We start from the raw sequence: 14,590 nt of genomic DNA, 5'->3' as shown, positions 1-14,590 counted from the left end.
CGTTAATACATAATACAACAAGAATGATTTTACCAATTATAGGATATGGTGATCCTGTTTTAAGAAAAGTTGGAGAGGCAGTTTCGCCAGAACATCCAAATTTGAAAGAAACAATAGCAAACATGTACGAGACAATGTACAATGCTTATGGAGTAGGTCTTGCTGCGCCACAAGTTGGTTTGGCCTTGCGTTTATTTGTAATCGACACAACTCCTTTTAGTGATGATGAGGATTTACCTGCAGATGAGCAAAAAGAATTGAAAGGATTTAAGAGAACTTTTATCAATGCCAAAATATTAAAAGAAGATGGCGAAGAGTGGAGTTTTAACGAAGGTTGCTTGAGTATTCCAGATGTTCGTGAGGATGTATACAGACATGAAAGAATTACAATTGAATATTGTGAAGAAGACTTTGTTGTAAAAACAGAAGTATTCGATGGTTTAATTGCCAGAGTAATTCAGCATGAATATGATCATATCGAAGGAATCTTGTTTACAGATAAAATTTCGTCATTAAAAAAACGTTTGATTCAAAAAAAATTAAAGAATATTACAGAAGGTAAAACTTTTCAGGATTATCGAATGAAATTTGCTTCAGCAAAAAAAGGAAGATAGTTTCTTGTTTCTTTGATATAAAAAAATAAAATAACCGAATTCTTAATACTAATTATAATAAACATGAATTTAGAAAAAATATTAGCTATTTCTGGGAAACCAGGTTTATACGCTTTAAAAGTACAAACGCGTACAGGATTTGTAGCTGAATCATTAATTGATGGAAAAAAAATCACTGTTAGCTTAAAAAGTAATGTAAGTTTGTTATCTGAAATTTCAATTTATACATACGAAGGAGAAAAACCTTTATCGGAAGTAATGCAATTAATTGCTATAAAAGAAAATAAAGGACAAGCTATTTCTCATAAAGAAGATAATGCTACTTTGGCAGCTTATTTTAAAGAAATCTTACCACAATACGATGAAGAAAGAGTTTATCCTTCAGATATTAAAAAAGTATTGAACTGGTACAATATGCTTCAAGCAAAAGGATTAGTTACAGATTTAGCTCCTGCACCAGCAGAATCTAAAGAAGAAACTCCAGTTCTTGAAGAAACAAAAAAAGCACCGGCAAAAAAAGCAAAAGCAGCTGCTGAAAAAAAATAGTTTCATTTTAATGAACGATATTTAATCCTGTTGAGATGATTTCTTGACAGGATTTTTTACTTTTACATGGAATTGTTTCCCAACTTAAATTACTTTAAAAATGAGCAAAGAATTGCAACTTCAGGCCTTCGAAAGATTACTAAATATTATGGATGATTTGCGTGAAAAATGTCCTTGGGATATGAAGCAAACGATACAAAGTTTACGCCACCTTACAATCGAAGAAACATATGAATTGGGAGATGCAATTTTGGATAATGATCTTAATGAAGTAAAAAAGGAACTTGGTGATTTATTGTTGCACATTGTGTTTTATGCAAAAATAGGTAGTGAAACAAATGACTTTGATATAGCTGATGTGTGTAATGAAATCTGCGAAAAATTGATTCATCGCCATCCTCATATTTATAGTGATACAATTGTAAAAGACGAAGAAGAGGTAAAGCAAAACTGGGAAAAGCTAAAACTAAAAGAAGGGAAGAAATCTGTTTTGGAAGGTGTTCCGAGAAGTTTACCAGCATTAGTTAAAGCAAGTAGAATACAGGATAAAGTAAAAGGAGTTGGTTTTGATTGGGAAGAGCCACATCAAGTTTGGGATAAAGTTCAGGAAGAACTACAAGAGTTACAAGCTGAGGTAGAAGTGGGGGATCAGGATAAAATAGAAGCTGAATTTGGGGATGTTTTATTCTCAATGATTAATTACGCCAGATTCCTTAATGTAAATCCAGAAGATGCATTAGAACGCACTAATAAAAAATTTATAAAGCGTTTTCAATACCTCGAGAGTAAAGCAGGTGAGATGGGAAAACCATTAATGGATATGACTTTGGCAGAAATGGATGTTTTTTGGAATGAGGCTAAAAAATTATAGCTATTCGGCCATTTTCTTTAGAGCACTTATATTTTTAAGGACAATTTTTTTACCAATCAATTCAATAACTTTTAATTTATTAAAATCTGATAATAATCGAATGCAACTTTCGGTTGCAGTACCGATCATACTTGCTAATTCATCTCTGGAAAGTTGAATTTGGAGGGTGTCGTCGCTATTTTTGCCAAATGTATCATGTAAGTATAATAAGGTCTCGGCCAAACGTGATTTAACTGTTTTTTGTGCTAATGAAACAGTATGATTATCAGATTCTTTTAAGTCATCACAAATTGTTTTCATGACATTCATAGAAAACTGATTGTTTTTATTAAAGAAGTCTATAATTTCGGATTTGGGAATAAAACATACTTCCATATCATCTAATGCTTTTGCACTTAAATTGGCAGGTTCATTACTGATCATGGAGCGCTGACCTAAAAGTTCACCTGATTTTACAAGTTTTACAATTTGATCTTTACCATTAGCACTCAGTTTTGAAAGTTTACCCACGCCATCTTTTACACAAAAAACACCATTTGTAATTTCACCTTCTTCAAAGATCGAATCGCCTTTTTTAATAGAATAAGTAGTTTTACTATTAGCCAGTCTTATAACTTCATCTTTGTTTAAAGCTTTTAACGAGGTAAGTTGTCTTACGATACATTGGTCACATTTATTCATAGTAAAGTTATTTGGGTACAAAATTAGGCATTATTATGATTTTACAGGCTAAATTTCGGTAATAATGACAGAAATACAGTTTCTATAAGTTTATTCCCAATTTATTTTATTAAATTTAAAAATGTATTTTGAGAGCTATGATAAATGTCATATTTTTTGATTACTCGGTTTGTGACCTTTGCAAAAGCTTAAAATGGTTAAATTATGAGTACCCAAAATTGTTTTCATTGTGGCTTAATTATTCCAAAAAATGAAGTAATTGTTTTTGATGAAAAGCAATTTTGTTGTAGCGGGTGTAAAACGGTTTATGAAATTTTTAGTTTAAATGACTTAACTTGTTATTATGATTTCGAAAAATCACCTGGAGCTACACCTCAAGATATCCAGGGTAAATATGATTTCTTAGATAATGAAAATATTCAGCTAAAATTGCTGGAGTTTCAAGAAGATACAACGGCGATAGTTTCTTTAAATATTCCGCATATTCATTGCAGTTCTTGTATTTGGATTTTAGAAAATTTAAATCGTCTGAAATCAGGAATTAGCGCTTCTCAAGTTAATTTCCCCGAAAAGAAAGTTAGAATTACCTATAATCCCGAAAAAATCACACTTAAAGATATTGCTTATACATTAAGTTCAATAGGATATGAACCTTATATAAGTTTGGAAAACTACGAAGCAGGTAAGTATGATGTAGACAGAAGCTTGACTTATAAACTTGGTGTCGCTTTCTTTTGCTTTGGGAACATTATGCTGCTCTCTTTTCCCGAATATTTTGAGGTAAAAGAGTTTTGGCTGGATAATTACAAACCATTTTTTCGCTGGTTGATATTTATTTTGGCAATGCCAAGTTTTTTATATTCAGCAAGTGGTTATTATGTTTCAGCCTATAAAAGTATAAAAAGTAAAATGCTAAATATTGATATTCCTATCGCATTAGGAATCATCGTTATGTTTATACGGAGCACATTTGATATTGTAATGGATTATGGTTCTGGTTTTTTTGATAGCTTGACGGGATTAATTTTCTTTATGCTTCTCGGGAAAATGTTTCAGATTAAAACCTATAGTTTCTTAAGTTTCGAAAGAGACTTTAAATCTTATTTTCCTATTGCAGTAACCCGAATCAATCCGAATACTCGAGAAGAAAGTATTCCTATTTATGATATAGATAAAGGAGATCGATTATTAATAAGAAATCAGGAATTGATCCCTGTTGATGGAATTTTAATAAGCGATAAAGCCGAAATTGATTATAGTTTTGTAACAGGTGAGGCTGTTCCTATTACTAAGAAATCCGGAGATAAAGTTTTTGCCGGCGGAAAGCAAATCGGAAAAGTAATAGAAATGGAAGTACTGCATACCGTTTCTCAGAGTTACTTAACACAATTGTGGGGAAATGATATTTTTCAAAAAGATGTTCAGCAAAAACATAAGACGATAACAGATACTATAAGCCGCTATTTTACACCAATTTTATTGTTAATTGCTTTTGCTGGTTTTGGGTATTGGGTATTTATTGATGCCAATACTGCATTTAATGTTTTTACAGCTGTACTCATTGTAGCCTGTCCGTGTGCTTTGGCATTAACAGCACCATTTACATTTGGTAATATTTTGAGGATTTTAGGGAAACAAAAGTTTTATTTAAAAAATGCTTTGGTTATTGAGCAGCTTGCCAAAGTTGATACTTTGGTTTTTGATAAAACAGGAACAATAACGACTAATAAGAAATCGAATATTTCCTATGAGGGAGAATCGCTTTCATCTGAAAATCTTGAAATGCTCAAGAATGTACTACGGGCTTCAAATCATCCTTTGAGCCGAATGTTGTATGACTTCTTGCCAGAAACCAAACGTATAAAACTAGATGATTTTAAGGAAATAACAGGAAAAGGAATTTTGGCAGTAATCGAAAATCATCAATTTCAAATCGGATCATTTTCTTTTGTTGCTAATCAAGAAGAAAATTCAATTCAGCAAACGTCTCTTCATATAAAAATAGATGGAATTTATTACGGAAAATACATTTTCAATAATCAATATCGAGAAGGGTTAGGGGAATTATTTAAAGAATTAAGTCTGCATTATAAAATCAAGGTATTATCAGGTGATAATGATGGGGAACGTGAAACTCTGGAAAATCTTTTGCCAAAGGGTACAGAGCTTGTTTTTAATCAAAAGCCAGAACAAAAACTAACATTTATAAAGGATTTACAAGATCAAGGTCATAATGTAATGATGATTGGCGATGGATTAAATGATGCTGGGGCTCTGGCTCAAAGTAATGTAGGGATTTCAATATCTGAGAATGTAAATGTTTTCTCTCCTGCATGCGATGCTATCCTGGATGCGACTGAGTTTAGACATCTCAATTATTTCTTAAAACTTTCAAAAAACTCAATTAAGATTATAAAAATGAGTTTTGTCCTTTCTTTATTATATAATGTAGTAGGATTAACATTTGCTATTACAGGAAACTTACTGCCTCTGGTAGCAGCGATTATTATGCCTTTAAGTACAATTACTATCGTGAGTTTTGTTACTCTTATGAGTAATTATTATGCTAAGAAGAAATAAGTATTTAATAATCAGACAAATCTGATTATTTTTTCATAAATTTAACAGAACCGACTAGGTATGATAAATATCATATTTTAAAAGAATGCTTAAAAGTAATTTTGTTTAACTTAATTTTTTAAGATATGAGTGTTATTTACTTGTTAATCTCCGTTAGTATCATTATTGCGATTGGTTTCTTTATTGCTTTTGTAATAGCAGTAAAAACTGGGCAATATGATGATGATTATACTCCTTCCGTCCGAATGCTTTTTGATGATGAAATCAAAAAAACTCCCAATAATAAAATAAAAACAACCAAAGAAAAACAAATCTAGATTATGGAAATGCAACAATTTTATTACGACAACAAAATTGTAAAGAAATTCATTTATGCTACCATTCTTTTTGGTGTAGTAGGAATGCTGGTCGGCCTTACTTTGGCCGTTATGTACCTCTTTCCTAATATTACCGACGGGATCTCATGGTTAAGTTATGGAAGATTAAGACCTTTACATACCAATGCAGTCATCTTTGCCTTTGTAGGAAACGCATTCTTTGCAGGGATGTATTATTCTTTACAGCGACTTCTAAAAGCAAGAATGTTCAGTGACTTTTTAAGTAATGTACATTTTTGGGGATGGCAATTAATAATTGTTGCAGCGGCTATCTCACTACCTTTAGGGTATACCTCATCCAAAGAATATGCCGAATTAGAATGGCCAATTGATATTGCTATTGCTTTAATTTGGGTTGTAATGGGGATTAACATGATTGGTACAATTTTGCGTCGTAGAGAGCGTCATTTATATGTTGCCATTTGGTTTTATTTGGCCACATTTGTTACTGTTGCAGTTTTACATATTTTTAATAATATAGAGATACCGGTTTCTGCAATGAAAAGTTATTCTGTTTATGCAGGAGTTCAGGATGCTTTAGTGCAATGGTGGTATGGTCATAATGCAGTTGCTTTTTTCTTAACAACACCATTTTTAGGTTTGATGTACTATTTTGTACCTAAAGTTGCTAATCGTCCGGTGTATTCTTATCGTTTGTCGATTATACATTTCTGGTCATTAATTTTTATATATATCTGGGCAGGTCCTCACCACTTATTATACTCAGCTTTACCAAACTGGGCACAAAATCTAGGAGTTGCTTTTTCAATAATGCTGATTGCTCCATCTTGGGGAGGTATGATAAATGGACTTTTAACGCTTAGAGGAGCTTGGGACAAAGTTCGTGAAGAACCTGTTTTAAAATTCTTTGTTGTAGCTATTACCGGTTACGGAATGGCAACTTTTGAAGGACCAATGCTTTCTCTAAAAAATGTAAATGCTATCGCGCATTATACCGATTGGATTATTGCTCACGTACACGTTGGTGCATTAGCATGGAATGGATTTATGACTTTTGGTATGATTTATTGGTTGATACCAAGAATGACAAAAAGTACTTTATTCTCTAAAAAATTAGCCAATTTCCATTTCTGGATTGGTACTTTAGGAATTATTTTATATACGTTACCAATGTACGTTGCTGGTTTTCAACAAGCTTCAATGTGGAAACAATTTAATCCAGATGGGACTTTAACTTATGGGAATTTCCTTGAGACAGTAACAGCAATTATGCCATTGTATTGGATGAGAGCAATTGGAGGTACTCTGTACCTTATAGGAATGCTAGTATTGGTTTATAACATAATTCAAACAATACGTGTTGGTAACCCAATTGAAGATGAATTGGCAGAAGCACCGGCATTAGAAAGAATTAGTAGTAGCAGAATTCGTGGAGAAAAATTCCATTCATGGTTAGAGAGAAAACCTATTCAGTTAACAATTCTAGCTACAATTGCTATTTTAATTGGAGGGGTTATTCAAATTGTACCTACGATTATGGTAAAATCAAATATTCCAACAATTGCAAGTGTTAAACCATATTCACCTCTGGAACTTGAAGGGCGTGACATATATATTCGTGAAGGTTGTGTAGGATGTCACTCCCAATCAGTACGACCATTTAGAAGCGAAGTAGAGCGTTATGGTCCACAATCTAAAGCAGGAGAGTTTGTATATGATCATCCGTTTTTATGGGGATCTAAGCGTACAGGACCAGATTTGCTAAGAGTAGGAGGCAAATACAATGATAACTGGCATTTTAACCATTTCTGGAGTCCACAAAGTATATCGGCAGGCTCAATTATGCCAGGATACAAATGGTTATTTGATAATAAACCTATGGATATTTCATTAACTCAAAAGAAAATGGAAGTAATGGTACAACTAGGAGTCCCATATTCTGCAGAAGAAGTTGCAAATGCTCAAAATTTATTGAGAGCACAAGCTTTGAAAATAGAAAAGAACTTAGAAAATGATCCTGATTATGTTGCTAGTTATGCTGCTAGTAAGAAAAAAGCTGAAGCAAAAGGAGAGAAATTTATTCCTATGAATGAAAGAGAAATCGTAGCGCTTATTGCTTACATGCAAAGATTAGGAACTGATATTAAAGTAAAAGAGACTTCAAAATAGAGAAATTATGTTTGAACAAGTAAAACACAACATGGAGACTATCGCGGGTGTACAAATATACCCGATACTTTCCCTTTTAATATTTTTTATCTTTTTTGTATGCCTTGGGATTTGGGTGTTTTCATATAAAAAGGAAAAAATCGATGAGATGAGTCATATTCCATTAGACGAAAATTAAATTGTAGAATTAAAATAATATATAAAATGAAAAAATTAATTCCAGTATATATACGATTACCACTAATTTTCTTCATCGTTTTTGGTGCAATGGAATATTTTATAGACTCAGGTGATAGACCGGCATTTATAAAATACCCAATGGTTTCTGTCTTTTTATTTGTATTTCTTTTTCTGTTAATTGCGATAGAAGTTACTATAAGTGCAATTGATAGAATTACTTATAGTTTACTAACGGAAGAGCAGAAAGCTCAACTTGAAATTGATAGTAATCTGAGTTTGAAAGAAAGAGCTTGGTACAAGAATTTAATGCAAAAACTAACGAAAACAGAACCGTTAGAAAACGAAGAAAGTTTGTTATTACATCATGATTATGATGGTATTAAAGAGCTAGATAATAACTTGCCGCCATGGTGGATTTATTTATTCTATATCACTATCATTTTTGCTGTTGTTTACGTTGCTCGTTATGATTTATTTGGTGCAGATGATCAAGAGATGGAGCTGAAAAAAGAAATGGCCCAAGCCAAGATAGATGTAGATGAATATCTAAAAACTGCCCCGGATTTAATGGACGAGAAATCGGTTACCCGATTAACAGATGCTGCTGATCTTGCTGCAGGAAAAGAAATATTTACTACCAATTGTGCAGCTTGTCACAGAGTAGATGGAGGAGGGCAAATTGGTCCAAACCTGACGGACAATCATTGGATTTTGGGCGGTGGAATAAAAGAAATTTTCCATACAATAACCAATGGTGGACGAGATGGAAAAGGGATGATTGCCTGGAAGGGAACATTGAAGCCAAAAGAAATCCAAAAAGTAGCTAGTTATATATTGTCTTTGCAAGGAAGTAATCCTAAAGATCCAAAAGAACCAGAAGGGGAGATTTGGGTTGATAAAGATGCACCAAAAACAGATGCTGCAGTAGTTGCAACACAAACTGATACCACTCAAGTTAAAAAATAATACAATGTCAAATTTACCAGACGAAGCTTTTAGAGATACCATCGGAACAATTGATGAAGGGGGTAACAGAAAATTTATTTTCCCTAAAAAACCGTCTGGTAAATTTTATGAATATAGGAAATGGGTTAGCTATGTTTTGTTGACCATTTTAGTTGCAAATCCGTTTATAAAAGTAAATGGAAATCAATTTATGTTATTCAATGTATTAGAACGCCGTTTTAACGTTTTTGGATTCCCTTTTTGGCCCCAGGATTTTTACCTATTTGTTATCTCAATGCTTGTTGGGATTGTGTTTATAATACTATTTACAGTTGTATATGGGCGTATTTTTTGTGGATGGATTTGTCCACAGACGATTTTCTTAGAACTCGTTTTTCGTAGAATTGAATATTGGATTGACGGAGACAGAGGAGCGCAATCCCGATTGGCAAAGCAAGAATGGAATACCGAAAAAATTAAAAAGCGTTTAACAAAATGGTTTATCTTTTTTGTAATTTCTTTTTTAATAGCCAATGTTTTTCTGGCTTATTTGGTAGGAAGTGATCAATTGTTTTTAATGATCGAAGAAGGACCTATAAAACAAGCAAGTAATTTTATAGCATTATTATCATTTACTGCGGTTTTCTATTTTGTATTTGTTTGGTTTCGTGAGCAAGTTTGTATTATAGCATGTCCGTATGGAAGATTACAAGGTGTACTTTTAGATAATAAATCTATTAATGTAGCTTATGATTTTGTTAGAGGTGAAAAAGAGATAGGCAGAGCCAAATATAATAAACAAGAAGATAGAGCTGCAACAGGAAAAGGGGATTGCATTGACTGTAAGCAATGTGTACATGTTTGTCCGATGGGGATTGATATAAGAAACGGAACACAATTAGAATGCACCAATTGTACTGCTTGTATCGATGAATGTGATACTATCATGGAAAATGTTGGATTGCCAAAAGGACTTATTCGATATGCTTCTGAAGATGAAATCGAGAAAAAAGAGCCTTTCCGATTTACAGCAAGAATGAAAGGATATACGGCAGTCTTGATTATTTTGATGGGAATATTTATCGGAATGTTATTTTTAAGAAATGATGTACAGGCTATTGTTTTACGTTTGCCAGGACAACTTTTTCAACATAAAGGAGATAAAATAAGTAATATCTATACTTATAAGATAGTCAATAAGACACTGAATGATTATACAGATATTCATTTTGAGTTAATTGGCCAAAAGGGTACTATAAAGAATGTAGGAAATCAAAAATTTAAAGTTCCGAAACAAGGAATTTCACAAGGGACATTATTTATAGAAATAGATAAAGCACTTTTAGAAAGTGATAAAACCAAAGTGGAAATAGGTGTTTTTAATGGAGATAAATTGATTGAAACTACCTCAACAAACTTTTTAGGACCGCGAAGTTTTAATTAATTAAAAAGGAATATTATGAAAATTAACTGGGGAACAGCAATTATAATTGCATTTGGATTGTTTATGACATTCATTTTGTATTTTGTTTTTAAAGTACAGTCAGATAGTAAATATGACAATGATTTGGTTGTAGAAGAATACTATAAACATGATTCCCATTTTGGAGAAGAAATGGATCGTATTCAAAATGCGCATGATTTAAAGCAAAAGCCAAAAATAGTTACTTTACAAGATGGAGTTAAAATTGTTTTCCCAAATGTTTTTGAGGGAAAAAATATAAAAGGACAGGTGTTAATGTATCGCCCATCAAACAAAAAACTAGATTTTAATACGCCAATTATCTTGACGAATTCTGAATTATTGATTCCTCAAAAGAAATTAATAAAAGGACGTTGGGATGTTAATATGGAATGGCAATATGATGGAAAACAATATTTAACCAAAGAAGTTGTCTACATTAATTAATAACTTTATTGCCAAAATTATCTAAATAGAAATATGCTTTATTCTGCTTTTATATTCGGTTTAATCAGTAGTTTTCACTGCATAGGTATGTGCGGACCGATTGCTATGATGTTGCCGGTTGATAATCATAATAAAGTTAAAAAAGCAATACAAGTTATAGTATATCATTTAGGAAGATTATCAGCATATGGAACCATAGGATTGATTTTTGGATTGTTGGGAAAAGGTTTTTTCCTGGCAGGAATTCAACAACGATTATCTATTCTTATTGGTGTGATTATGATAGTTGTTGTTTTAACTCCCGAAAACATCTTTGCCAAATACAATTTCTCTAAACCTGTTTACAAGCTTATTTCAAAAATAAAAACCAATCTGGGAAAGCATTTTAGAAACAAAAGTTATAAATCTCTTTTTATAATTGGGATTCTTAATGGTTTTTTGCCTTGTGGGATGGTATATGTTGCCTTATTTGGTGCAATTGCTATGCAAAGCGCTGAATTTGGTGTTTTATATATGATTTTATTTGGATTAGGAACAGTTCCTTTAATGACTAGCGTCGTATATTTTAATTCATTCCTAACGCAATCTACTCGAAATAAATTTCAAAAAGCAATTCCTTATGTTGCTATTTTTATTGGAGTCTTGTTTATTTTACGAGGTTTAGGTTTGGGGATTCCCTACTTGTCTCCGTCAAATATGAGTTTATTTGTTCAGGAAACTCCCAATTGTCATTAGGAGTTTAAATTGTCATTGAAAACAAACTTGTTTCTGGAGCTTTTCTTTTTAAGTGTAGATCAAAAGCCATACAAATGTTTCGAACAAAGGGTTTTCCTGCTTCTGTAACGCTTATTTTTTCATTTCCAAGAATAACTAATCCATCATTCTCCATTTCTTTTAACTGAATTAGAATTTCTGGGATTTCTTCAAAATAATTACTTGCTTCGAACCAAGTTGTTTCAAATTTGCACATTAAACTTAAGATGTGTTTTCTAATAATTAGATCTTCTGGAGTTAATATGTGTCCTTTAATAACTGGAAGTTTATCCCATTCTAATAATTGATAATAATCTTCTATAGTTTTTACATTTTGAGCAAAACTATACCAGCTGTCACTAATTGATGAAACACCCAATCCAATCATTAATTGTGTTTTGGAAGCGCTATATCCCATAAAATTACGATGTAATTTTCCGGTTTCGAATGCCGTATACAAATCATCTGATTTTAAAGCAAAATGATCCATCCCAATTTCATGGTATTCATTTTTATATAATAACTGCTTTCCAACTTCATACAATTTTCTTTTCTCGGCATCTTTAGGGACGTTTTCATCACTAAATCCGCGTTGTCCATTACCTTTTATCCAAGGAACATGAGCATAGCTGTAAAAGGCTAATCTATCTGGTTGCAGTGCATTTGTTTTTTCGATAGTATCGACAATATCTTCGATTTCCTGAAAAGGTAGACCAAAAATAAGATCATGACTTATTGAAGTATAGCCAATTTCTTTTGCCCAAAATGTAACCTTGGCCACATTATGAAATGATTGTTCGCGATGAATTGCTTTTTGTACTTTTTCGGAATAATCCTGAACGCCGTAACTAACTCTTCGAAAACCTAAATTGTATAGCTTTTGTAAATGTTGGTATGTCGTATTGTTAGGATGTCCCTCAAAACTAAATTCGTGCTCTTTGGCTTTATCTGCATATGAAAAAATACCATTTATTAAATCTTCAAGATTCTTAGGGGAGAAGAAAGTAGGTGTTCCGCCCCCCAGATGAATCTCTTTTATTATTGGTTTCTCATTAAGAAGTTTACAGTATAAGCTCCACTCTTTTATTATTGCTTCGATGTAAGGATGCTCTACATCATGGTTTTTTGTAATTCGCTTGTTGCAGCCACAAAATGTACACATGCTTTCGCAAAAAGGTAAATGGATATATAAACTTATTCCATCTTGCTGGTTGCTTTGAGCAAAAGATTTTTGCAGGGATTTAATCCAAAGTTGATAGGTAAAATCGTTTTCATTCCAATAAGGAACAGTAGGATAACTGGTGTATCTTGGTCCTGGAACATTGTATTTTTGTATCAACGAATTTTTCATAGCACATAAATTTAAGGGAAATCAAAATTAGCTAGAATACAAAAAGATTAAAATGATAATTATCATAATATGCTACAAAAAAAAAGAGACTCAAGGGAGTCTCTTTAAATGAATTAAGAATTAACGTGAAATACAATCTTGGATGATTTGTTGCCATTTTTTTGCCAATTGATGATCTTCATATAGACAAACTTGTCTTATTTGATCTTCTTCTATATTGTAAAATGGAATTACAATTTTGTTGGCATTAGTTTTATCTTGAAACTCAAAATCAATTTTTATAATAGTGTCAGAGTTTGCTTCGGTAGTAGGAACCAATCGGCAGGATTTAACCTCATTTAAATTTACGAATAAACTTTCCTCTTTTCCTTTATTAAAGTTGATTAAAAGAAAACCTTTATTTTTTTTATCAATACTAAGTATTCTTTTGTTTTGAGATTCTGTTTCATCGAAATCAAAATGACCATTTTGGCTGTGTTGTGCTTTTATAGCTTTTATTTTTGCTTTATTCAATGAGTTTGCACGAAATGAAAAGTAAAGAGGGAATATAGTTATTAAGGCTAATACAATGCCGATTATAGTTACAGATGTATCCATTATTTATTTTTTAGATTTAATTATATAACATGAAAGAATAAACCGAAAGCTGTTTGCAATCTGTTCATTTAGGAAGAAATTAATCTTCACATTGGTAAAATCATGTGTTTAAATCACCAGAAATAATGGAAAGGGTAGAGCAATAATGAAATTTTTTTGCTCTGATTTAAAATTTGGTTTGCAAAATTGGATACACTTATTCGAATTTTGCAATCTGCAATTACAATTAAAAAACTATCAAACCACTTAGATAAAGTAGGACTTGGGTGGTTTGTTTTTGCATCAGCAATAACATGAAATGCTGTCTGGGGTAGTATAAAAGCAGAAGCTTGGATACTATCATAAGCAAAATTTGAATCCGATTTTTGAGGTTGAATTGCATCAATAGCAATTCTATCTGCACTATAAGCAGATAAAAAGAGCGCTAAAAGCCCCACAAAAATGATTGTTTTACGAATCCAATTCATGTTGCAAATCTAACTCATAAAACACAATTATTTGCCCTTTTAAGAAATAAATAGGATATAAAAAGGCAAATGTTGTTATTTTTTAGCGCTTTTTGAACCTAAACTATTGTTGCATTTTAAAATAATAATCGGCTGAATGTTTTCCGCTACCATAAAAGAAGAAAAAGAGGCAGATGATAAAAATACAAATTGCCAATAGTAAGTTTTGTGAGTGCATTTCGCCCATAAAATTCACTAAGATTGCTCCTAATAGAATTGGTAATTGTGCACCGATTGCCCATCGGGTAAGCAACCCAAAAACAATCATAATACCTCCAATCATGTGAGCAGGGGCGATGTAATGCAAAAGAAACATTCCGCCACCAAATTTGTCGATTGGAGATATTAAATCGTGTAAATATTGGATATTAGTCACGAAGAATATTCCTTTCATAAATAAAAATACACCCAAAGCAATACGTAATAAATCTAATGGTAAATAACTGTGCGCATTCGCCCATTTATTTAAATTTTTTACATTTTCCATGATATCAAATTATTTAATAATATGCTAAGTTACTAATTTTTAGTTGTATACTAATTTTTTGAT

16 protein-coding genes are annotated in these 14,590 nt (G+C 32.0%); 11 read left to right on the top strand and 5 right to left on the bottom strand.

The annotated features are described in order from the left end of the window. The first annotated feature begins 23 nt into the window (after positions 1 to 23). The 3 genes from def (at position 24) to mazG (ending at position 2,031) form a co-directional block, all read left to right on the top strand. Positions 24 to 614: a peptide deformylase gene (def, locus tag OIU83_RS04310; RefSeq protein WP_264205036.1), complete on the top strand. Its 591-nt coding sequence runs from the start codon at positions 24 to 26 to the stop codon at positions 612 to 614. 63 nt (positions 615 to 677) lie between these two features. After that, positions 678 to 1,160 carry a DUF5606 family protein gene (locus tag OIU83_RS04305; protein ID WP_264205035.1) on the top strand — a complete coding sequence of 161 codons (483 nt, stop codon included), beginning with the start codon at positions 678 to 680 and terminating at the stop codon, positions 1,158 to 1,160. Positions 1,161 to 1,260: 100 nt separating this feature from the next. Beyond that, positions 1,261 to 2,031 carry a nucleoside triphosphate pyrophosphohydrolase gene (gene mazG, locus OIU83_RS04300; RefSeq protein ID WP_264205034.1) on the top strand — a complete coding sequence of 257 codons (771 nt, stop codon included), beginning with the start codon at positions 1,261 to 1,263 and terminating at the stop codon, positions 2,029 to 2,031. On the opposite strand, the gene OIU83_RS04295 is transcribed toward mazG, so the two are convergent. After that, positions 2,032 to 2,712, bottom strand: a complete 681-nt coding sequence (locus tag OIU83_RS04295) for a Crp/Fnr family transcriptional regulator (protein ID WP_264205033.1) — start codon at positions 2,710 to 2,712, stop codon at positions 2,032 to 2,034. A 204-nt stretch (positions 2,713 to 2,916) separates the two neighbouring features. Between OIU83_RS04295 and OIU83_RS04290 the strand changes: the two genes are divergently transcribed. The 8 genes from OIU83_RS04290 (at position 2,917) to OIU83_RS04255 (ending at position 11,568) form a co-directional block, all read left to right on the top strand. Beyond that, complete coding sequence (locus OIU83_RS04290; RefSeq protein WP_264205032.1) at positions 2,917 to 5,292, top strand: heavy metal translocating P-type ATPase; 2,376 nt, start codon at positions 2,917 to 2,919, stop codon at positions 5,290 to 5,292. 125 nt (positions 5,293 to 5,417) lie between these two features. Further along, a complete protein-coding gene (ccoS, locus tag OIU83_RS04285) occupies positions 5,418 to 5,609 on the top strand; it encodes a cbb3-type cytochrome oxidase assembly protein CcoS (protein ID WP_264205031.1) in 192 nt (63 codons plus the stop codon). Positions 5,610 to 5,612: 3 nt separating this feature from the next. Continuing rightward, a complete protein-coding gene (gene ccoN, locus OIU83_RS04280; RefSeq protein WP_264205030.1) occupies positions 5,613 to 7,799 on the top strand; it encodes a cytochrome-c oxidase, cbb3-type subunit I in 2,187 nt (728 codons plus the stop codon). 7 nt (positions 7,800 to 7,806) lie between these two features. Continuing rightward, complete coding sequence (locus OIU83_RS04275) at positions 7,807 to 7,977, top strand: cbb3-type cytochrome oxidase subunit 3 (protein WP_264205029.1); 171 nt, start codon at positions 7,807 to 7,809, stop codon at positions 7,975 to 7,977. Between the two features lie 26 nt (positions 7,978 to 8,003). Beyond that, a complete protein-coding gene (locus OIU83_RS04270) occupies positions 8,004 to 8,945 on the top strand; it encodes a cbb3-type cytochrome c oxidase N-terminal domain-containing protein (protein ID WP_264205028.1) in 942 nt (313 codons plus the stop codon). Between the two features lie 4 nt (positions 8,946 to 8,949). After that, entirely contained in the window at positions 8,950 to 10,368 is a 1,419-nt protein-coding gene (gene ccoG, locus OIU83_RS04265; RefSeq protein ID WP_264205027.1) for a cytochrome c oxidase accessory protein CcoG, read from the top strand. A 15-nt stretch (positions 10,369 to 10,383) separates the two neighbouring features. Then, positions 10,384 to 10,833, top strand: a complete 450-nt coding sequence (locus OIU83_RS04260; protein WP_264205026.1) for a FixH family protein — start codon at positions 10,384 to 10,386, stop codon at positions 10,831 to 10,833. Positions 10,834 to 10,866: 33 nt separating this feature from the next. After that, positions 10,867 to 11,568, top strand: coding sequence for a sulfite exporter TauE/SafE family protein (locus tag OIU83_RS04255; RefSeq protein ID WP_264205025.1), 702 nt, complete (start codon positions 10,867 to 10,869; stop codon positions 11,566 to 11,568). Between the two features lie 4 nt (positions 11,569 to 11,572). Here OIU83_RS04255 and hemN read toward each other — a convergent pair whose 3' ends face one another. The 4 genes from hemN to OIU83_RS04235 all read right to left on the bottom strand — a co-directional run bounded on the left by hemN (position 11,573) and on the right by OIU83_RS04235 (position 14,527). After that, positions 11,573 to 12,937 carry an oxygen-independent coproporphyrinogen III oxidase gene (gene hemN, locus OIU83_RS04250; protein ID WP_264205024.1) on the bottom strand — a complete coding sequence of 455 codons (1,365 nt, stop codon included), beginning with the start codon at positions 12,935 to 12,937 and terminating at the stop codon, positions 11,573 to 11,575. 120 nt (positions 12,938 to 13,057) lie between these two features. Beyond that, positions 13,058 to 13,534 (bottom strand): hypothetical protein, encoded by a 477-nt coding sequence (locus tag OIU83_RS04245; RefSeq protein ID WP_264205023.1) that lies wholly within the window; start codon positions 13,532 to 13,534, stop codon positions 13,058 to 13,060. 113 nt (positions 13,535 to 13,647) lie between these two features. Continuing rightward, positions 13,648 to 14,001: a hypothetical protein gene (locus OIU83_RS04240; RefSeq protein WP_264205022.1), complete on the bottom strand. Its 354-nt coding sequence runs from the start codon at positions 13,999 to 14,001 to the stop codon at positions 13,648 to 13,650. Positions 14,002 to 14,104: 103 nt separating this feature from the next. Beyond that, a complete protein-coding gene (locus tag OIU83_RS04235; protein WP_264205021.1) occupies positions 14,105 to 14,527 on the bottom strand; it encodes a DoxX family protein in 423 nt (140 codons plus the stop codon). Positions 14,528 to 14,590 lie beyond the last annotated feature (63 nt).

Origin of the sequence: Flavobacterium shii (genome assembly GCF_025847235.1) — a bacterium.
Lineage (GTDB): Bacteria > Bacteroidota > Bacteroidia > Flavobacteriales > Flavobacteriaceae > Flavobacterium > Flavobacterium shii.
The sequence above is the reverse complement of the archived record's forward strand: the minus strand, read 5'-3'. Positions and strand labels throughout refer to the sequence as shown.

Coding starts and splice junctions, on each gene's coding strand:
- ccoS (WP_264205031.1), top strand. CDS start 5,418: ATGAGTGTTATTTACTTGTTAATCTCCGTTAGTATCATTATTGCGATT.
- OIU83_RS04290 (WP_264205032.1), top strand. CDS start 2,917: ATGAGTACCCAAAATTGTTTTCATTGTGGCTTAATTATTCCAAAAAAT.
- hemN (WP_264205024.1), bottom strand. CDS start 12,937: ATGAAAAATTCGTTGATACAAAAATACAATGTTCCAGGACCAAGATAC.
- OIU83_RS04270 (WP_264205028.1), top strand. CDS start 8,004: ATGAAAAAATTAATTCCAGTATATATACGATTACCACTAATTTTCTTC.
- OIU83_RS04295 (WP_264205033.1), bottom strand. CDS start 2,712: ATGAATAAATGTGACCAATGTATCGTAAGACAACTTACCTCGTTAAAA.
- OIU83_RS04275 (WP_264205029.1), top strand. CDS start 7,807: ATGTTTGAACAAGTAAAACACAACATGGAGACTATCGCGGGTGTACAA.
- OIU83_RS04255 (WP_264205025.1), top strand. CDS start 10,867: ATGCTTTATTCTGCTTTTATATTCGGTTTAATCAGTAGTTTTCACTGC.
- OIU83_RS04240 (WP_264205022.1), bottom strand. CDS start 14,001: ATGAATTGGATTCGTAAAACAATCATTTTTGTGGGGCTTTTAGCGCTC.
- OIU83_RS04245 (WP_264205023.1), bottom strand. CDS start 13,534: ATGGATACATCTGTAACTATAATCGGCATTGTATTAGCCTTAATAACT.
- OIU83_RS04260 (WP_264205026.1), top strand. CDS start 10,384: ATGAAAATTAACTGGGGAACAGCAATTATAATTGCATTTGGATTGTTT.
- OIU83_RS04305 (WP_264205035.1), top strand. CDS start 678: ATGAATTTAGAAAAAATATTAGCTATTTCTGGGAAACCAGGTTTATAC.
- ccoG (WP_264205027.1), top strand. CDS start 8,950: ATGTCAAATTTACCAGACGAAGCTTTTAGAGATACCATCGGAACAATT.
- def (WP_264205036.1), top strand. CDS start 24: ATGATTTTACCAATTATAGGATATGGTGATCCTGTTTTAAGAAAAGTT.
- ccoN (WP_264205030.1), top strand. CDS start 5,613: ATGGAAATGCAACAATTTTATTACGACAACAAAATTGTAAAGAAATTC.
- OIU83_RS04235 (WP_264205021.1), bottom strand. CDS start 14,527: ATGGAAAATGTAAAAAATTTAAATAAATGGGCGAATGCGCACAGTTAT.
- mazG (WP_264205034.1), top strand. CDS start 1,261: ATGAGCAAAGAATTGCAACTTCAGGCCTTCGAAAGATTACTAAATATT.